Annotated in this window: 16 protein-coding genes; 7 read left to right on the top strand and 9 right to left on the bottom strand. The window is 68.0% G+C overall.

Going from position 1 to position 18,014, the window contains the following annotated elements:
- Window positions 1–35: 35 nt before the first annotated feature.
- The 3 genes from LWE61_RS02020 to sseA all read right to left on the bottom strand — a co-directional run bounded on the left by LWE61_RS02020 (window position 36) and on the right by sseA (window position 3,339).
- Entirely contained in the window at window positions 36–821 is a 786-nt protein-coding gene (locus LWE61_RS02020; protein WP_234148312.1) for a TorF family putative porin, read from the bottom strand.
- A gap of 449 nt (window positions 822–1,270) precedes the next feature.
- Window positions 1,271–2,497, bottom strand: coding sequence for a cystathionine beta-lyase (gene metC, locus LWE61_RS02015; protein WP_234148311.1), 1,227 nt, complete (start codon window positions 2,495–2,497; stop codon window positions 1,271–1,273).
- Window positions 2,494–3,339: a 3-mercaptopyruvate sulfurtransferase gene (gene sseA / locus LWE61_RS02010; protein WP_234148310.1), complete on the bottom strand. Its 846-nt coding sequence runs from the start codon at window positions 3,337–3,339 to the stop codon at window positions 2,494–2,496. Before sseA ends, metC begins: the two co-directional genes overlap by 4 nt.
- 459 nt (window positions 3,340–3,798) lie before the next feature.
- On the opposite strand from sseA, the gene LWE61_RS02005 reads away from it, so the two are divergent.
- Window positions 3,799–4,452 (top strand): SgcJ/EcaC family oxidoreductase, encoded by a 654-nt coding sequence (locus LWE61_RS02005; protein WP_234148309.1) that lies wholly within the window; start codon window positions 3,799–3,801, stop codon window positions 4,450–4,452.
- Here LWE61_RS02005 and LWE61_RS02000 read toward each other — a convergent pair.
- Both LWE61_RS02000 and LWE61_RS01995 read right to left on the bottom strand, forming a co-directional pair.
- A complete protein-coding gene (locus LWE61_RS02000) occupies window positions 4,340–5,137 on the bottom strand; it encodes an inositol monophosphatase family protein (protein ID WP_234148307.1) in 798 nt (265 codons plus the stop codon). The two genes, LWE61_RS02005 and LWE61_RS02000, sit on opposite strands and share 113 nt — an antisense overlap.
- A complete protein-coding gene (locus tag LWE61_RS01995; protein WP_234148306.1) occupies window positions 5,124–6,467 on the bottom strand; it encodes a TldD/PmbA family protein in 1,344 nt (447 codons plus the stop codon). The genes LWE61_RS02000 and LWE61_RS01995 overlap by 14 nt, the downstream gene beginning before the upstream one ends.
- Before the next feature lie 134 nt (window positions 6,468–6,601).
- Between LWE61_RS01995 and LWE61_RS01990 the strand changes: the two genes are divergently transcribed.
- Window positions 6,602–7,009, top strand: coding sequence for a hypothetical protein (locus LWE61_RS01990; RefSeq protein ID WP_234148305.1), 408 nt, complete (start codon window positions 6,602–6,604; stop codon window positions 7,007–7,009).
- Between the two features lie 103 nt (window positions 7,010–7,112).
- On the opposite strand, the gene nudC is transcribed toward LWE61_RS01990, so the two are convergent.
- Together nudC and LWE61_RS01980 are read right to left on the bottom strand one after the other, a co-directional pair.
- Window positions 7,113–8,021 (bottom strand): NAD(+) diphosphatase, encoded by a 909-nt coding sequence (gene nudC / locus LWE61_RS01985; protein ID WP_234148304.1) that lies wholly within the window; start codon window positions 8,019–8,021, stop codon window positions 7,113–7,115.
- Entirely contained in the window at window positions 8,018–9,067 is a 1,050-nt protein-coding gene (locus LWE61_RS01980) for an A/G-specific adenine glycosylase (protein ID WP_234148303.1), read from the bottom strand. Before LWE61_RS01980 ends, nudC begins: the two co-directional genes overlap by 4 nt.
- A 74-nt stretch (window positions 9,068–9,141) precedes the next feature.
- On the opposite strand from LWE61_RS01980, the gene LWE61_RS01975 reads away from it, so the two are divergent.
- From LWE61_RS01975 to LWE61_RS01960, 4 genes are all read left to right on the top strand, one after another.
- Window positions 9,142–9,705: a DUF721 domain-containing protein gene (locus LWE61_RS01975; protein WP_234148302.1), complete on the top strand. Its 564-nt coding sequence runs from the start codon at window positions 9,142–9,144 to the stop codon at window positions 9,703–9,705.
- Window positions 9,706–9,745: 40 nt separating this feature from the next.
- Window positions 9,746–10,480, top strand: a complete 735-nt coding sequence (locus tag LWE61_RS01970) for a DsbA family protein (protein ID WP_234148301.1) — start codon at window positions 9,746–9,748, stop codon at window positions 10,478–10,480.
- Between the two features lie 62 nt (window positions 10,481–10,542).
- Entirely contained in the window at window positions 10,543–11,280 is a 738-nt protein-coding gene (locus tag LWE61_RS01965; RefSeq protein WP_234148300.1) for a thioredoxin domain-containing protein, read from the top strand.
- A gap of 115 nt (window positions 11,281–11,395) precedes the next feature.
- On the top strand, window positions 11,396–14,836 hold the full coding sequence (locus tag LWE61_RS01960; protein ID WP_234148299.1) for a chromosome segregation SMC family protein: 3,441 nt from the start codon (window positions 11,396–11,398) through the stop codon (window positions 14,834–14,836).
- Between the two features lie 191 nt (window positions 14,837–15,027).
- On the opposite strand, the gene LWE61_RS01955 is transcribed toward LWE61_RS01960, so the two are convergent.
- A complete protein-coding gene (locus LWE61_RS01955) occupies window positions 15,028–16,245 on the bottom strand; it encodes an MFS transporter (RefSeq protein ID WP_234148297.1) in 1,218 nt (405 codons plus the stop codon).
- A gap of 183 nt (window positions 16,246–16,428) precedes the next feature.
- Here LWE61_RS01955 and LWE61_RS01950 point away from each other — a divergent pair, with 183 nt between their 5' ends.
- Complete coding sequence (locus LWE61_RS01950) at window positions 16,429–16,605, top strand: hypothetical protein (RefSeq protein WP_234148295.1); 177 nt, start codon at window positions 16,429–16,431, stop codon at window positions 16,603–16,605.
- 28 nt (window positions 16,606–16,633) lie between these two features.
- Here the strand turns inward: LWE61_RS01950 and LWE61_RS01945 are convergent, their stop codons facing one another.
- Window positions 16,634–17,779 carry a sulfotransferase family protein gene (locus tag LWE61_RS01945; RefSeq protein WP_234148293.1) on the bottom strand — a complete coding sequence of 382 codons (1,146 nt, stop codon included), beginning with the start codon at window positions 17,777–17,779 and terminating at the stop codon, window positions 16,634–16,636.
- Between the last annotated feature and the right edge of the window lie 235 nt (window positions 17,780–18,014).

Genomic DNA, 18,014 nt, shown 5'->3' with positions numbered 1-18,014 from the left:
CGCCACGGCCCCTCCTTGCAGTCAGTCGAGTGCGATCAGAAAGCCGCAGCGACCGAGAAAACCACCGTGCCGTCAGCGCCCGCGCCTTCGCGCAGCGACGTACCGCCGCCGTTGCGGAAACGCTTCGGAACGTTGGTGTTCACATAGTTCACGCCAAAGGTCAGCGCCTTGTAGGTGGCCGATGCACCGACGCTATAGTCGATGATGTCTGCCTTCGTCTGGGTGCTGAACGCATCCGCAACCGTGCCGCGCAGCGCGCCGTTCGAGGTCCAGCCGAGGTGAGCGGTCGCCTTCAGCGGGGTGCTGGGGATGCCGACCGAACCGTCAGCCCACAGATAGGTGTTGTCGTACCGCTTGCCGTTGAACAGATAGGCGTCCTGCTTTGGCGCCCATGCGATACCGGCCTTCGCCCAGACGGGGCCGACCGTGCCCGACACCGATGCATAAGGCTCGATGATCTCGTTGGCGGCGAGACCGGCAACCTTGTTCGGGTAGACGTAGTAGGTGAAGCCGACGTCGCCGGTCAGGCCGGGGATGATTTCCTTGGAGAAACCGCCGATCAGGTCGATCTCGGTGCCCTGCGCGAAGGAGATGCTGGAACCCCAGACGCCCGCGTAGAAACCGGAGGTGTGGGTCACGGTGAACGAACCCTGGACCGCGAAGTCCTCCGAGGACTGCGACAGACCGCGGAAGCGATAGTCGGAAACAACAGCGCCGCCGCCGGTAATGGTCAGGCCGAGGCCGTCGTCGTCCTGCGCCATGGCGGGAGTCGCGAGGGCAACAAGAGCGAAGGCCGAAAGGCCGAGAATGGACTTACGCATGGGTTAATCTTCCCCTTAACTTGGATGAATGCGATCGTCCCACCTGCGTTGACAGGACAGTCGCCGCCTTTTTCCGCATCTCTATTCGGATGCGTCAGGGCAATCCGCTCCCTCAACAAGCGGGAATGTGCCCCCGCATGGTGCGGCGCACAAGCAAATTATGTCTGTATCATTGCTTGATTGTTACTGATGTTGCCATATTGCAACAGAATGTTGAGCGGCTTTCCGAGGGTGGACACACAGCCGCAAGCCCCCGGAAAACCCCGGATTTGCGCGCAAAATCAGGATGGCCGGGGACAGCCGAAAGTCGCCGCGCGCGCCCTGTCGCGGGGCGACAACATGTTGGTCAGGGCCGGGAATATTGCCGGTCGAGCAGGCTGGCCACGCCGCCTGCACGCCGATGGGACAGGCGGAACGCGCAGGATCGGAGGCCCGCGACCGCTGGCCGTTCAGCCCGCCATGGCATCCCGCCAGACGGCAAGGCCGCGCTCCAGATCGGCGATCAGGTCGTCCGGCTCCTCCAGCCCGATGTGCAACCGCACAAGCGGACCGGCAGCCGTCCAGGGCCGGGCCGTGCGATGCTTCTCCGGGTCGACCGGCAGCGCCAGGCTCTCGAACCCGCCCCAGCTATAGCCGATGCCGAACAGCGCCAGCGCGTCGATGAAGGCCGCCCGCTCCGCCTCCCCCCCGCCGGCGAGATGGAAGGAGAAGAGGCCGCTCGATCCCTTGAAATCCCGCGCCCATTCGGCATGGCCGGGACAGGAGGGCAGTGCGGGGTGCAGCACGCCCGCAACCTCCGGCCGGGCGGCGAGCCATTGGGCCACCGCCAGCGCGCTCGTCCGGTGCCGCTCCAGCCGCACCGACAGCGTGCGCAGTCCGCGCAGGGTGAGCGCCGCATCGTCCGGGCTGACCACCTGCCCCAGTCCATAGGCGCGCGCGCGGATGCGCGGCCACCAGCGCGCATTGGCCGTCACCGACCCCATCATCACGTCGCTGTGCCCGACGATATATTTGGTGCAGGCCATGATCGAAATATCCACGCCCAGCGCCATGGCGGGCAGGTAGAGCGGCGTCGCCCAGGTATTGTCGATCAGCGTGACGATCCCCCGCGCCCGCGCCACCGCGACGATGGCGGGAATATCCTGCACCTCGAAGGTCAGGCTGCCGGGGCTTTCCAGAAAGATAGCGGCGGTGCGGTCGGTGATGAGGTCCGCGATACCGGCCCCGGCCAGCGGATCATAATAGACCACCTCCACCCCGAAATCCGCGAGCAGGCCGTTGCACATCGACCGGCTGGGGTCATAGGCGCTGTCGACCATCAATATCTGGTCGCCCGGCTTCAGGATCGCCAGCAGCGCACCCGCAATGGCCGCTACGCCGGAGGGGTAGAGCATGGTGCCCGCCGCCTCCGGTTCCAGCCCGGTCAGCGCATCGGCCAGCGCCCATGTCGTCGGCGTGCCGCGACGGCCATAATAGAACGCCTCATGCGTGTTCTGCCCGGCGCGGCGCAGATGGGCCACATCGTCGAACAATATGGTTGAGGCGCGCCACACCGGTGGGCTGACGATGGCGCCGGGGCGATCCGGCATCCGCGTCCATTCCGGCTTGCGCCCCGCGCCGACCAGCCGCGTGGCGGGCGACAGGGGGCCGCCGTCCTTCTCGTCGGCGCTGCTCATGCCGCGCCCGTCGCCTTGGGCAGGGCGGGGTCCGCGCCCCATTCCGACCAGCTTCCATCATAGAGGGCGACGTGCTTCGCCCCCAGCAGCGCCGCGCCGAAGGACAGGGTTGCCGCCGTGATGCCGCTGCCGCAGGTGGTGATGATCGGCCGGTCCAGCGCGACCCCGGCGTCGGCAAAGATCGCGCGCAGTTCGCCCCCGCGCTTCCAGGTGCCGTCGGCATGGAACAGGCGGCTGTAGGGAATATTCCTCGCGCCCGGCATATGACCCGAAGCCAGATCCGCGCGCGTCTCCGGTTCCTCGCCGGTGAAGCGACTGGCGGAGCGGGCATCGACCAGTTGCGCGGCCCCTGTCCGCAGCGCCTCCGCCACCTGATCCTTGCTGCGGTAACTGCCGTCGTCCTGCGACACGGTGAAGGCGCGCGGGGCGGCGGTGGCCGTCGTTCCACTTTCGATGGGCCGTCCCTCCGCCTGCCACTTGGCCAGCCCGCCGTCGAGGATGGCGACCTCGCGCGCGCCGAACAGGGTGAACATCCACCATGCACGGGCCGCGGTGTGGTGCGGGCTGTTGTCGTAGAGGATGATCCGGCTGTCATCGCCCAGCCCCAGCGCGGCCATCCGGCTCGCGAATGTCTCCGCCGATGGCAGGCTGTTGGGCAGCGGGTTGGTGGCGTCAACCAGATCGGTCAGGTTCAGGTAGAGCGCGCCGGGAATATGCGCCGCCGCATAGTCCGCCGCCGCGTCCCGCCCCGCTTCGGGCAAGAAATAAGTGGCGTCCACCACCCGCACGTCGTCCGCCCCTATCTCCCCGGCAAGCCAGTGCGTCGAAACGAGCAGGTCCATGCGAATCTCCGGTCGGCAGGCGTAACTATCGCGCAAATGCATAGGCTTGGGGCCGGGGGCTTGGCAATGCCAGTGGCGGGAGACTGGCGGGGGATGCGAAACGGATGGGAAGGAGCACCGACTTATCCACACCGATCCACAATATTATGCAGGAAATTGCACCCTGTATGCAAAATCCGCTTGGGACGACTCGGCGGGCATGAGAGCATGTTGGAACCGGAAGATTGCGAGGGACCAACGGCCCCTCCCCAGTCCGCCAGGCCGCCGCAAATCCTGGGATTTGTATGGAAATGGCGAGGATGGACGGGACGCACGGGCGGCATGAGCGCGCAGACACTGCGACCGCCAGCCGCCACAGATCACCGGACACGGGGCAACCCTCCGCTCGTCTAGGGCAGAGGCCCAGTGAGTGGGGGCCGGTGGCGACACCGGCCCCCATTATCGTGGGGGTTACCGTCGATGGCGCGTGGAAACGCGCCGGTCGGCTGGCGATCGCTGGTGAATGGCGGCACCACCCGGCTTTCCCAGGAGGTGCCCATGCCCCAGATCGACCGGCCGGAAGATGCGCCCGGTGCCTTTCACGATGTCTGGAACGCCCATGACATGCAGGCTTTCGGCACCCTGTTTCACGACGACGCCTCTTTCGTGAACCGCTTTACCCATCATGGGCGCGGCGTGGAGGCCATTATCGCGCTCCATGCGCCTCTCCACGAGACGATCTACCGGGACTCGCATCGGGAGAATATGCTGATCGACGCGACCCCCATTCGGGACGATGTCACGGTCGTCCATTTCTGGAGCCGTCGCCATGCCGGACCGGCGCATCCGGCTGGCCCACATGCGGTCGACACCCTGATCCTTGCGGTGCTCACACGGAACGAGGGGAAGTGGCATATTCAGGCGCCGGAAAATGTCACGCTGACCGATCCCCGCACCGGCGAAAATCTGTTGAGGGCATGGCGCCACGAGCCTGCCCCACGCACCCTCCCGATCACTCCCCTCACCCGTCCCGCAAAATCCCCAGTGCCCGCTCCCGCAACCGCGCCACCGCCGCATCATGGATGGCGGGCGCGCAGCACAACATGCCCAGTGCGACCGGCTTTTCCCGGTTGAAGATCAACCGCTGGCCCAGCGCGTCCGTCACCACCGCGCCCGACTCCTGCGCGATCAGGGACGAAGCCGCGATGTCCCATTCCGCGCCCCAACGGACAGTGGCGACCAGATCCGCCTCGTCCGCCGCCACCATCGCCATGCGCAGCGCGATGCTGTTGGGCTTGAACACGGTGGCGAGGTCCGCGTCCACGCGCGGCAACTGGTCGGCGGGAACGCGCGCGCCGGGCAGTTGCGTGCGGGTGCTGGCGCGCAGGGCCACGCTGTTGCGGGTCGCGCCCTGCCCCTTCGCGGCCAGCCACAGCTCATCGCGCGCCGGGGCGGCGAGCGCGGCCAGCATGACCTCGCCCTGATCGACCAGCGCGACGGACACGGCCCAGCCGGGCCGCCCGCGCACGAAATCGCGGGTGCCGTCGATGGGGTCGACCAGCCACAGCCGGTCCGACCCCATGCGGACGGGGTCGTCCGCGGTCTCTTCCGACAGCCAGGCCGCATCCGGGGCCAGCGCGCCCAATGTCTGCTTCAGATGCTCGTCCACCAGCAGGTCGGCGTTGCTGACCGGCTGGCCCGGCACCTTTTCCCAATGACGCAGGGCCGTATTATCCACGCCCCAATAGGCCATGGCGCGCGCGCCCGCCTCGCTCACCGCCGCCGCGAGCGCATCCAGCGTAACGTCACGCCCCGGCAACGGTCATCCCGTCGATGCGCAGCGTGGGCACGTTAATGCCATAGCGGAAGTCGAGGTCATTGGCCGCGACCAGATGGCGGAACATGTCCTTGAGGTTGCCCGCGATGGTGATCTCCGCCACCGCGCCGGTCGTCGCGCCATTCTCGATCAGAAAGCCCGCCGCGCCCCGGCTATAGTCGCCGGTCACGCCATTGACGCCCTGCCCGATCAGTTCGGTGACATAGAGGCCGCGTTTGATGTCGCCCATCAACTCGCCCGGACCGATCTCCCCCGGCACCATATGGACGTTGGAGGCGCTGGCCCCCGGTGACCCACCGCCGCGCACGGCATGGCCGGTCGGCTCCAGCCCCAGTTGCCGCGCCGATGCGCTGTCGAGCAGCCAACCGGTCAGCACGCCCCGGTCGATCAGCGCCCGTTCCGCCGTGGGCAGCCCCTCGCCGTCGAAGGGGCGCGAGCGCAGCCCCCGTTCCCGACGCGGGTCGTCGAGGATGGTGATGGTTTCGGGCAGGATCGCCTCACCCAGATGGTCGAGCAGGAAACTGGACCGGCGGGTGATCGCCGGGCCGACGATGGCGCCGATCAGATGTCCGACGAACGAATTGCCGATGCGCGGGTCGAAGATGATCGGCATCGGCCCGCTCTCCACCCGTTTCGGGTTCAGGCGCGAGACGGCGCGATGCCCGGCGCGCAGGCCGATGGCGTGGCTCTGGTCCAGATCCTCCAGATGGCGCGCGCTATGGCTGGCATAGTCGCGCTGCATCGTCTCGCCCGCACCGGCCAGCACACTGGCCCAGGTCGAATGGCTGGTGCCGGCATAGGCGCCCGCAAAGCCGTGGCTGGTCACCAGCGCGACCTGCGACCGGCCATGGCCCGCGCCTGCACCCTCGCTGTTGGTGACGCCGGGGACGTCGCGCGCGCTATCCTCCGCCTCCAGAGCACGGGCACGCAGGACCGCCGGTTCCGGGTCGGCCTCGTCGGCGATGTCGAGGTTGGCGGGGCGGCCGCGCATCAGCCGGTCTTCGGGTGCGAGGCCGGACCAGGCATCCTCCGGCGCTTCCTTCGCCATGGCGATGGCGCGGTCGACCAGCGTGGCCAGCGTCGCCGGGTTCATGTCGGACGAGGAGATGGACGCCGACCGTCGCCCCACGAAGACGCGCAGCGAGACATGCTCGGACTCGGACCGTTCCACATCCTCCAGCGCGCCAAGGCGGACGGACACCTGCGACGAGGCATCGCAGCCATAGACCGCTTCCGCCGCATCCGCCCCCGCAGTCCTCGCAGCGCTCACCAGCGTTTCGGCGCGATCCTGGGCTTCGTCGAGGCTGAGCATGGTGCGGGGGCATGTCCGTTGGGAAAGGGGAGCCAAGGCACTTAGCGATTGCGGGGGGTGGGTGCAATGCGTGGGGGGAGCGTGAAGAAAACCCAATCATATCTTACATCCGCAATCCACCATATCTGGATATTATGAACCTGAAAGCGATCTTCGGAAGCGACGACACAGACATGGGCTTGGCCATCGCGCTCCTGCCATTTGCCATGCTGATAGCTGTGGGTATGTTCCTGACTTTCGGGCGGCGCTCGGCACCGCCTCCTGCGCGTGCATGGACAGGCTGTTTTGTTTCTACCGGCTCACCCAGTGTCAAATTTGACGGAACACAACTCAGCTTTGCGCAAACCGGCATGGCCTCAATGCGCTATCGCATGGCACTGCAAAAATATGGCACAATCGCGATTGAAACCGACCCTGCCGTTCGCCTTGTCCGGCAAAGGGATCGAACTTTACGGTTCGCACTGCGGAACGATGGCCCAACTTATGCGATGCGGTTGGTTCATGTCGTCGAAGGCAAAGCCTATGGCGTCCACAAACTCTAGGATTTCGAATATATAGAGATTCGCGCAAACGACGATTCACTACACGCCTTTAGAACAACCAAGTTTGCCGATTACCGGTCGACAAACAAAGAGGCGTCAAACCCTACTCCTCCACCCACGCCCTGAGCAGATGATGCGCGATCGCCACCGGGAAGGGCGCGAGGAAGGGCGCGCCCTCCGCCCGTGCAAGGCCCGCGCGCACGCCCGCCTTGTCCACCCACATCGCATCCTCCAGTTCGGTGGTGTCGAGGGTGATCTCGCCGCTCTCCACCGGGGCGATGCAGGCGATCATCAGCGAGGAGGGAAAGGGCCATGGCTGGCTCATCACATAGCGGACGGCGGTCGTGCGCACGCCCGCCTCCTCCCACAGTTCGCGGGACACGGCCTCCTCGACCGTCTCGCCCGGCTCCACGAACCCGGCCAGCGCGCTATACTGGCCCGCCGCGAAACGCGCCTGCCGCCCGACCAGCACCCGGCCCTCATGCTCCGCCAGCATGATGACGACGGGGTCGACGCGCGGGAAATGCTCCGCGTTACATTGCCCGCATTTGCGCGACCAGCCCGCACGGACCGGGGCCGTCATCCCACCGCACGCCGCGCAAAAGCCATGCCGCGCATGCCAGTCAACCAGAGCGCGCGCCGCGCCGTACCGAGCCAGTTCGTCGGCATCCAATTGCTGCTGCAATTCCCAGAGGCCCGGCATGCGGTCCGCGCCATGCGGCAGGCTCTGCTTCCTGACCGCGACGAACAAAGGCCCCGCCGCGTCGGTGCCGAGCAGCGTATAATCCTCCACCGCCGCATCGGCGGGCACCGGGGCGGTGGCCAGCCGCCCCGCCTCAATCACCGGCGACAGGCCGTCGAGGATCAGGAGCCTCGCCGCCGGATCGGCGAAGGCCGCCGCCAGCCGAACCGGATCGCCGCGCAGCGGGTCCATGCGGTCGAGCGTCGCACCCGCAAACCCCAGCGTGGCAGCCACCACGGGCCGTACCAGATCGACATCAGCCACCGTCATTCTCCCTCAACAACCTCGACCGCGCGCGCAAACAGGGTGGGCAATCCCGCCTCCGCCAGCCGGTTGATCGGCCACCATTGGCCCTCGTCGCCCAGAAACTCCGGCGGATCGCCCGCCACGACCACCCGCGCCACATGCAGGTCCAGCGCGAAATGGCTGAAGACATGGCGCACCGGCGCCCCTGCCCAGCGCCACTCCCCCGCGAAGGGCAGTTCCCGTTCCCGCTCAACGCTCCAGTCCGATCCCGGCAGCGCGCGCATACCGCCCAACATGCCCTTGCCCGGCCGGCGGACCAGCCAGAGGCTGCCCGCCCGCTCGATCCACCAGGCGCTGCCATTGCGCAGCGGCTTCGCGGCCTTGGCGGCCTTGACCGGAAAGGACGCCGCATCGCCGGTCGCGGCGGCGCTGCAATCGGGGCGCAGCGGACAGGGCAGGCAGATCGGGTTGCGCGCGCTGCACAGGCTGGACCCCAGGTCCATCATCGCCTGCGCGAAATCGCCGGACCGGGCATCCGGCGTGATCCGATCGGTCGCGGCGCGGATTTCCGGACGGGCGGCGGGCAAGGGCGTGGCGATGGCAAAGAGGCGGGAGACGACCCGCTCCACATTGGCATCCACCACCACGGCACGGCGACCAAAGGCGATGGCGGCGATGGCGGCGGCGGTATAGGCGCCCACACCGGGCAGGGCGCGCAGCCCCTCCTCCGTATCCGGGAAGATACCGCCGAGGTCGCGCGAGACGACCCGCGCGCAGGCGATCAGGTTGCGGGCGCGGGCATAATACCCAAGGCCAGCCCAGGCCGCCATGACATCGCCATCCTCCGCCCCGGCCAGATCGTCCACGGTCGGCCAGCGCGTCGTGAACGCCTGGAAATAGGGGATGACCGCCGCCACCGTCGTCTGTTGCAGCATGATCTCGCTCAGCCACACCCGATAGGGATCGGTCGCATTGGCCCCCGGCGGCGCGCGCCAGGGCAGCGTTCGCGCGGTGCCGTCATAATGGGCGAGCAGTTGCGCCGCCACGCCGGAACCCGTGATGGACCCCATGCCCTCCTCATCGCGGGGGGACTGGTCCGAAAGAGCATCGACGCGCATGACCCGTCTATGGCATGAAGGCGGCAATGACCCAATCCCCTTCCCGTGACGAAAAACCGGCTGCAAAGCCCGCCCGCAAGCGCGCCGCCGCTCCTGCCGCGGACCGTCCGCGAGTCGGCGGGGCGCGCGCCATATCCGACCTGATGCCCGAAATCGGCGGGGCGGCGTTCCGCAAGTTCGGCTTCATCCAGTCCAGCATCGTCACCCGCTGGGCGGAGATTGCAGGCGCACGCCACGCCAGCCTGTCCATGCCCGAATCGATCCGCTTTCCGGTGGGCAAGAAGGCGGAGGGCACGCTGCACCTGATCGTCGCCAGCGGCCACGCCCCGATCATCCAGCATGTGATCCCCGACCTGATCGACCGGGTGAACCGTTTCTTCGGTTATACCGCCGTCGCAAAGATCGCCATCCGCCATGGCGAGGTACGGGCAGAAGCCCCCGCCGACCGCCCGCCGCCGCGCATGTTGCGCCCCATTCCGGTGGAGATTGGCGACGGTCTGCGCGACATCGGCGACCCGGAACTGCGCGCCGTGCTGGAGGCGATGGCGGGCGGTCTCGACATGCCCGCCCGGCCGCAGCGTATCGGCTGAAATCCGCCTTTCCCGTCACATATCATAACCGGAGCCTGCCATGCGCGCCCTGCCGATCCTTCTCGCCGCGCTGTTCGCCATCCCGCTCGCGTCACCCGGCCTTGCCAAAGCGCCCGTAACGGCTCCGGCCAAGGCTCCGGCGAACGCCGCCCGCCCCGCCCCCACCGACTGGACGCGCACCGTCACGCTCACCCCCGACGGGGCCTTTGTGCTGGGCAATCCGCGCGCCACGCGCATGGTGGAATATGTCAGCTACACCTGTTCCCACTGCGCCCATTTCGTGGGCGAGGCGAGCGCACCGCTGCGCGCCGACTGGGTCCGGCGCGGCGCCTTGTCCATCGAGGTGCGCAACGCGATCCGCGATCCCTATGACCTGACCGCCGCCGTGCTGGCCCGCTGCGGCGGGCCGGCGCGCTTCTTTGGCGATCATGAGGCGCTGTTCGCCAACCAGACCGACTGGATGCCCCGCATCGAACCCTATGAGCAGAAGCGCGCCGACCAGCCGCCGATCAAGGACCCCGGCCAGCAACTGGCGGCCATTGCGGAGGGCACCGGCCTGTCCAGCTTCATGGCCCGGCGCGGCCTGCCGCTGGCCCGGCAGCGTGCCTGTTTCGCAGACAAGGCGACCCTGACCACGCTGGCCGCCATGGCCAAGGATGCGTGGGAGGTGAAACAGATCGGCGGCACGCCGTCCTTCTCCGTCGGCGGCACGATGGTCGCGGAGGTGCATGACTGGAACGGGCTGCGCGGCGCATTGCCCGCCCCGCGCAAGTGAAGTAGAGCCTGTCCAGGCTAAATCTGGCCGGGGGCGGTCAAGATGATGGAGTTGGCAAGAGGATGAAGACGGGTTTCCTGGTCGTAATGATGGGCGCCATGCTCACGCTGTCGGGCTGCGGTGACAAGGCGGCGGAGGGCAATCAGGCCAGCGCCCCGCCGGTCGCCGCCGTGGCCGCGCCCAAGGGCAGCATCTGGTCCGAAACCGTCGCCGCCACGCCGGAGGGCGGCTTTCGCATGGGCAACCCCGATGCGCCGCTCAAGCTGATCGAATATGCGTCCTTCACCTGCCCGCACTGCGCCGAATTTGCCGAGACGGCGGATGAGGGCCTGCGCGCCAAGGTGGATACGGGCAAGGTCAGCTTCGAATTCCGCAACCTGATCCGCGACCCGCTCGACCTGACGACAGCGGTGCTGGCGCGCTGCGGCGGCAAGGATCCCTTCTTCTCGCTCAGCCACCAGCTGTTCGCCAATCAGGCGGCGATGTTCAAGACGATCCAGGGCGCGGGCGACGCGGGCTATCAGGCCGCGATGCAGGCCCCCCCCAACCAGCGCCTCGTCAAGCTGGCCGAACTGGCGGGCCTGATCGACTTTGTGAAGGCGCGCGGCATCGCCGACGCACAGGCCCGCACCTGCCTGGCCGATGTGGCGGCGGCGGAGAAGCTGGCCGCCGAAAGCGGCGCAGGCGCGGAGAAATATCAGGTCGAGGGCACGCCGACCCTGATCCTGAACGAGAAGAAGATCGACAACGCCAACACATGGCCCCTGCTACAAGCCGCGCTGAAAGAGGCGGGCGCCTGAAGAGGGGCCTTCGTTTTTGGTCCACTGATGTGGAGCGGCGACATCGGTTCCGCGACCGGGCCACGCGCCCCTGTCGCGGGGCCGGTATCGCCCCTCGGCATAGCTGAGCGTTGACATGCGCCTGACCCGTCTCAAGCTGTCCGGTTTCAAGAGCTTCGTCGAGCCTGCCGACCTGCTGATCGAGCCGGGGCTGACCGGCATCGTCGGTCCCAATGGCTGCGGCAAGTCCAACCTGCTTGAGGCGATCCGATGGGTGATGGGCGAGGCATCGGCCCGGACCCTGCGCGGCGGGGCGATGGAGGATGTGATCTTCGCGGGCACGACCAAGCGTCCGCGCCGCGACTTTGCCGAAGTCACCATCATCGCGGAAAATGTTGCGCCCATGCCCGGCGTAGGTGACGGCATGGAGGATGGCGCGGCGGAAATCATCCGCCGGATCGAGCGGGGCGCGGGCAGCGCCTATCGCATCAACGGGCGCGATGTGCGGGCAAAGGATGTCGCGCTCCTCTTCGCCGACGCCGCGACCGGCGCGCACAGCCCCGCGCTGGTCAGTCAGGGCCGCATCGCCGCCGTCATCGCCGCCAAGCCGCAGGAACGGCGCGCCATGCTGGAGGAAGCGGCGGGCATCGCGGGCCTGCACGTCCGGCGCAAGGATGCGGAGACGAAACTGCGCGCGACCGAGGCGAACCTGGCCCGTCTGGCCGAGATCATGGCCGACATGGAGGGCCGCGCGAACAGCCTGCGGCGGCAGGCGCGCGCGGCGGAGAAATATCGCGAGCTGACCACCCGCATCACGCTGGCAGAGGCCCGCGCCCTCTTCGCCCGCTACCGCGCCGCGATCCGCGAGGAGGAGCAGGCGATGCAGGCGTCCACCGCCGCAGATGCGGGCGTAACCGGCGCGCAGGGCGAGCAGGCTGCCGCCGCCACGGCGCAGCGCGACGCCGCGGAGACGCTCAACGCCCGCCGCATCGCGGTGCAGGAGGCGCGCGACGCCGCGCTGGCGGCCCGGCACACCCTCGACAAGCTGACCGCGCAACGGCGCACCGTCGAACGGCGCATCACCGACCTTGCCACCCAGCTCCAGCGGCTGGACGCCGACCGGGACCGGGAGACGGCGCTGGACCGGGACGCCGCCGCCGCATCGCAGCGGCTGACGGCGGAGGCGGAGGGGCTGGCCGCCCGCGTCGCCACGCTGGACGCCACCATCCCCGACCTTGCGGGCCGCATCGCCACCGCCGACCTGACCGTGCGGGAGGCGGAGGTGGCGCTGGCGCAGGCGATGGCCCGCCGCGCCGCCGAACAGGCCGAACGGCGCGTGGCGGAGGCCGCGATGGTCGCCGCCCGCCACCGGCTCGAACGCGCCTCTGTCGAGGCCAAGACGATCGACGATGCCCGCGCCGCCCTGCCCGATCTTGCCCCCATCGAGGGGCGGATCGCCGCCGCCCGCGCCGCGCGGACCGTCGCCCTCGCCAATGCGGAGACGGCGGAGCGCGCCATCGCCGCCGCAGAGGACGCGCGCGTCATCCATGCCGCCGGGCAGGAACGGCATCAGGGCGCTTTGTCGGCGGCCCGCGCCACGCTGGCCGCGCTGGATGCGGAGGCGGTGGCGCTGCGCAAGGCGACGCAGAGCGTGCAGGGGTCGAGCAAGGCCATCGACCGGGTCCGCGCCGCCCCCGGATATGAGCGCGCGCTGGCGGCCGCGCTGGGCGATGCCCTCAACGCGCCCATTGGTGCGGACGGCCCGATGCGCTGGGCCGGGGCCGCGCCGATGGACGGCGATCCGGCCGTGCCCGCCGACTGCACCTGTCTGGCGGACAAGGTGGACGCCCCCGCCGAACTGGCCCGCGCCCTCGCCCTCACCCTGGTGGCGGAGGTGGACGACGGGCGTCCACTCGCCGCCGGGCAGCGGTTCGTCACGCTGGCCGGGCATATGCGGCGCTGGGACGGCTATGTGATCGCGGACCGGGGCGCGGCGACGGCGGAGCGGTTCATCCGTCTCAACCGGCTCGACGCCATCGCCGCCGAACGGCCCGGCCATGCCGCGACGGTGGAGGCCCATGCTGCCGCCCTCGCCACGGCGGAGGCCGCGCTGCGCCAGTCGCTGATCGACCAGCGCACCGCCCGGTTGACGGCGGGCGAGGCGCGCGAGGCGACCCGCGCCGCCGAAAAGCTGATGGACGAGCAAAGCGCCGTCGCCGAACGGCTGACGCAGCGCCGCGCCGACCTCGACCGCCGGGCGCAGGAGCAATCGGGCGAAATGTCCGCCGCGCGCATCGGCCATGAGCAGGCGACGATGGCCGTCTCCGACCTGCCCGACGGCATGGCGATTGCGGAGGAGATCAACCGCCACAACAATGTCTGCGAGGGTGGCCGCCGGTTCATCGTCGAACTGCGCTCCGAACTGGCGCTGGCCGAACGCGGCGCGGCGGAGCAGCGCGAGCGGCTGAAGGCGGTCGCGGCGGAGCAGGCGGGCTGGCGCACCCGCGCCGCCGACGCCATCGCGCGGCTGGCCGACATGGCAGCGCGGCGCGACAGCCTGTCCGGCGAATATGACGGGCTGGTGGATCGCCCGGCGGCGCTGCTGGCGGAGCAGGGCGAGGCCGATGCCGACGTCAAGACCCGCAACGCCAAAGTGGCGGCGGAGAGCGAGGCGGAGAAACAGTCCGACGCGCTGCTGAAACTGGCCGAGGAGGCGCTGGCCGCCGCGACCGAAACGCTTGCCCGCGCCCGTGAACAGCGCGCCAGCGCCGCCGCCCGCGCGGAAAACGCCACCCACCGCCGCATGGAGATTGGCGGCCAGTGCGGCGAACGCTTCCACTGCCCGCCGCCGGTCCTGCCCGAACGTTTCGCCTTTGCCGCCGACAGCGTGGAGGCGGCGGAGCGGGAGCAGGACGCCTTCGACCGGCTGACCGCCGAGCGGGAGCGGATGGGACCGGTCAATCTGGTCGCGGCGCAGGAACTGGAGGAGATGGAGGCCGAACAGGCCCGCAGCGCGGCGGAGAGCGAGGAACTGCAACTCGCCGTCAACCGGCTGCGCGGATCGGTCGGTTCGCTGAACCGCGAAGGACGGCAAAGGCTGCTGGCCGCGTTCGAGGCCGTGAACGAGCATTTCCAGCGATTGTTCACCACCCTGTTCAACGGCGGACAGGCGCATCTGGCGCTGGTCGACAGCGACGATCCGCTGGAAGCGGGGCTGGAGATTTTCGCGCAGCCGCCGGGCAAGAAGCTGGCCGCACTGACCCTGCTATCGGGCGGGGAGCAGGCGCTGACCGCCGTCGCGCTGATCTTCGGCCTGTTCCTCACCAACCCCGCGCCGATCTGCGTGCTGGACGAGGTGGACGCGCCGCTGGACGATGCCAATGTCGGGCGCTTCTGCGACCTGCTCGACCGGATGGCGCGCGATACGCAGACGCGCTACCTCGTCGTCACCCATAATGCGGTGACGATGAGCCGCATGCACCGCCTGTTCGGCGTGACGATGGTGGAGCAGGGGGTCAGCCGCCTCGTCTCGGTGGACCTGGGCGGTGCGGAGGCTTTGCTGTCCGAACCGATGTGACCGGGAGGGCTACCCGGTCCGCGCCCATGGCTCCTGCGGATGAGCTTTGGCCATCCCGTCACGCGGGCGTAGCGTGACAATCCCCTGACGCCGTACGATGGATGGCTTCGCTACGCTCGCCATGGCGAAGCTGTCGACAGGGCGGCGGGTTCGGCGGCTCAACGCCCCCAGACCCGCCGCCCGCGCAAAACTTATGCCGCCACTTCGTCGCCCGTCGCCGCGCCACGCGGCATGAGCAGGAACAGCAGGCTGCCGGTCAGCACCGCCACGCCGCAGATGGTCAGGAAGGTGGAGAAGGTGCCGGTCTGCTTGAGCATGATGCCCAGCACCAGCGCGCCCACCGATGCGGAGACGGAGATGATGGCGGTCATCATGCCCATCACGCTGCTATAAACGCGCACGCCGAACGCCCGCACGACCAGAAAGCTGACCAGATCGCCCTCCGCGCCGAAGGACAGGCCGATCAGCAGGATGGACAGCATCACCACCGGATAGGCGTCGAGGCTGGACGCGATCAGGAACAGACCCATGGACGACAGCGCCATGCCGCACGCCGCGACCAGATGCGGCGGAAAGCGGTCGAGCGCCACGCCGCAGATGAAGCGACCCGCCAGCGTGCCGACGGCAAAGGCGGAGATCATGCCCGAAACGCCCGCCGCGCTGACGCCATTGTCGAGCAGGACGAGGTTGAGCTGGGTCAGGGCGATCACCTGCGGCAGGTTGCACAGCAGCATCGCACCGCCCAGCACCCAGAAGGCGCGGTTGCGGAAGATTTCGGGATAATCCTCCCGCGCGGCCCTGGTCTTGGGCAGGGGAGCGGCGCCGTCCCTGCGATCCTTCGGCATCATCGCCAGCGCGAAGAGGCCGACCGCGCCGGAAAAGACGGCCATGACCACATAGCCCGCGCGCCAGCCATGCGCCTCCACGAAATTGTTGAGCAGCGGCGCGGCGAGCACGCCCATCACCGCCGGTCCCGACGCCACGATGGCCAGCGCCAGCCCGCGCGCGTTGGTCACATATTGCACCACCATCCGGCTATACACCGTGGCGGTGGTGGTGATGCAGATGATGCCCATGAACAGAAACAGCGCGATATAGAGACGGATGTCGCCATTCTGCATGCTGAGCAGCGTGTAGCTGATCGGAAAGGAGAGGACGCCGATCAGCGCCGTCTTGCGCACGCCGATCAGGTCGGTCAGCCGCCCGATGAACGGAAAGACGAGGGTGCTGATGAGGCCCAGGCTGCCGATCGCGGCAAATTCCGACTTGGACCAGCCGAATTCGGTCAGCATGTGCGGCGCCATGATGCTGGTGACATAGTTGGTGATGGAATAACCGCTGCTCATGCCGATGATCGCCGCCAGCAGCGGCCGCCATTGCACACGCAATTCCTCTAAATATGCCGACATGCCTCTCGTCTCTCCAATCCTTGGCCGACGCCGGTACGCGCCCGTTGTGGCGTTCGTATACATAGCGCACGCTGCGCGCCATGCTCAAAAAGTGAGGCGGTCTGTTTTTAACAGCACCGCGACCGAACCATATGGCCCGTCATGCGTTGTCCCGGCTTCGCATGGCTGCCGAGGATCATCTTCATGGGCGTGGACGATACGGATAGTGTGTCCGAACGGGCCGAACTGCATTTTCTCGCCGCGCTGGTCGACGAACTGATGCGCCAGCTTCTCGTTGCCGGTGTCCTGAACCAGGGCCAGTTGAACGAGGTGGAGGAGGCCGTGTCCCGGCGCGTCGGCTCCGTCGCCCGCGCCTGGTAGGGGCCTCCCCACCCCGTCCATCCTGTTCCTAGGCCTTCACGCCAAGGCCGTAACGCTCGGAATAGTCGTGGAAATGCTCTTCCACGCCAGCCTTCGTCAGGCCAAATTGCTCCAGCGTATAATGATGCTTGCCATGCTTGCCCTGCTGGTTGTCCGCCAGGAAGGCGCGCATCGCGGCCTCCGCCTCTTCGGTCAGCGTCTCGCCGAAATGGGCGTAGAGCTTGCGGATCACCGCGATCGGGTCGCGCAGCAGGTCGGTATACTGGATGTCATGGATCGAATCCGCGCCATGCTTCGCGCGATAGGCTTCGGACCGCTCGATCATCGCGTCGAAGGTTTCGAGCAGATTGTCCGCCACCACATGCGGATCGGCCGCGTCGCTGGTCATCGCGCGCGAGGCATGGACGAGGCTGCACGCGGACCCCACGACCTCCACCGGGTCGCGGTGCGTCATCACCAGTTGCGCGTCGGGATAGACGGCGGTCAGGTCGTCGAGGAACAGCGGGTGCCACGGATTTTTGAGAACCCAGCGACCGCCTTCATTCTCCTGCAACACCTGCAGCAGTTTCTTGTGATATTCGAACGCCGGGCGATAGTCCGCCTTGTTCAGGAACCAGTCGTGATAGGTGGGAATATCCGCGACGGAATCGAAGAATTGCGCGCAGAAGGACTGCGACATGGAGAATTGGCACTCCGTCGGGCTGTCCGCATCCTCATAATGGATGGCGGCGATATGCGGCGCATATTTCACCGACATCTCCAGCATCGCCTGCTCCGCCTTGTACCGCTCGTCGGAACTCAGTTCGCCCTTCTGCACCGGCGGCACGCTGTCGAAACATTCCCAGCGCAGGAAGCCGCGGTTCGCCGGATCGGCGTTCAGCAGGTTGATGACCAATGTGGTGCCGGTGCGCGGCAGGCCGAACACGAAGATCGGCCGGGCGACGGGCCGCTCCAGCAGGTCGGGATGCTGCTTCAGATAATCGACGACGCGCAGGCGGTTGGCGATCATCTTGGTGATGCGCGCGACGGTCCCGGCCGCGCCCCGCTCGGTCAGCTTCGCTTCCCGGTCCAGCGAATCGACCAGAACATGCAGCCCCTCCAGGATCCGGTCGTCGCCCAGATCGCTCAGCCCGGTCTGCTCCCGCGCGGCGGCGAGCATTGCATTCGCGTCCATATTCATCCTTTCTACGGGCCGTCCTGCGGCCTATTCCATGGGCCAGCGCCTGCGCGGCCGGTCCCGTCACTCTTGGGCTATCCTCTTGGGATTGCACCCGGCATGCGCGACCGTGCGTCCCGGTTCAACGATGGACAAAAGCGCCAACCGGCCATTTATCATCGGTTCAGGACATTATCGGATGGACGCCCTTTCCGTCCCCGGACGGCGAAAACGCAAAAAATGCGTCCTAACC

The organism is Sphingobium sufflavum (assembly GCF_021403115.1).
In the GTDB taxonomy this organism is placed as follows: Bacteria; Pseudomonadota; Alphaproteobacteria; order Sphingomonadales; family Sphingomonadaceae; genus Sphingobium; species Sphingobium sufflavum.
Note: the sequence above shows the minus strand (reverse complement) of the source record. Positions and strands in the feature narration are given on the sequence as shown.

Excerpts from the sequence above, each read along its gene's own strand:
- nudC (WP_234148304.1), bottom strand. The coding sequence starts at position 8,021 with ATGACGGTGGCTGATGTCGATCTGGTACGGCCCGTGGTGGCTGCCACG.
- LWE61_RS02005 (WP_234148309.1), top strand. The coding sequence starts at position 3,799 with ATGGCGCGTGGAAACGCGCCGGTCGGCTGGCGATCGCTGGTGAATGGC.
- LWE61_RS01960 (WP_234148299.1), top strand. The coding sequence starts at position 11,396 with ATGCGCCTGACCCGTCTCAAGCTGTCCGGTTTCAAGAGCTTCGTCGAG.
- LWE61_RS01970 (WP_234148301.1), top strand. The coding sequence starts at position 9,746 with ATGCGCGCCCTGCCGATCCTTCTCGCCGCGCTGTTCGCCATCCCGCTC.
- LWE61_RS01955 (WP_234148297.1), bottom strand. The coding sequence starts at position 16,245 with ATGTCGGCATATTTAGAGGAATTGCGTGTGCAATGGCGGCCGCTGCTG.
- LWE61_RS01990 (WP_234148305.1), top strand. The coding sequence starts at position 6,602 with ATGAACCTGAAAGCGATCTTCGGAAGCGACGACACAGACATGGGCTTG.
- metC (WP_234148311.1), bottom strand. The coding sequence starts at position 2,497 with ATGAGCAGCGCCGACGAGAAGGACGGCGGCCCCCTGTCGCCCGCCACG.
- LWE61_RS01965 (WP_234148300.1), top strand. The coding sequence starts at position 10,543 with ATGAAGACGGGTTTCCTGGTCGTAATGATGGGCGCCATGCTCACGCTG.
- LWE61_RS01945 (WP_234148293.1), bottom strand. The coding sequence starts at position 17,779 with ATGGACGCGAATGCAATGCTCGCCGCCGCGCGGGAGCAGACCGGGCTG.
- LWE61_RS01980 (WP_234148303.1), bottom strand. The coding sequence starts at position 9,067 with ATGGGGTCCATCACGGGTTCCGGCGTGGCGGCGCAACTGCTCGCCCAT.
- LWE61_RS01950 (WP_234148295.1), top strand. The coding sequence starts at position 16,429 with ATGGGCGTGGACGATACGGATAGTGTGTCCGAACGGGCCGAACTGCAT.
- sseA (WP_234148310.1), bottom strand. The coding sequence starts at position 3,339 with ATGGACCTGCTCGTTTCGACGCACTGGCTTGCCGGGGAGATAGGGGCG.
- LWE61_RS02020 (WP_234148312.1), bottom strand. The coding sequence starts at position 821 with ATGCGTAAGTCCATTCTCGGCCTTTCGGCCTTCGCTCTTGTTGCCCTC.
- LWE61_RS01995 (WP_234148306.1), bottom strand. The coding sequence starts at position 6,467 with ATGCTCAGCCTCGACGAAGCCCAGGATCGCGCCGAAACGCTGGTGAGC.
- LWE61_RS01975 (WP_234148302.1), top strand. The coding sequence starts at position 9,142 with ATGACCCAATCCCCTTCCCGTGACGAAAAACCGGCTGCAAAGCCCGCC.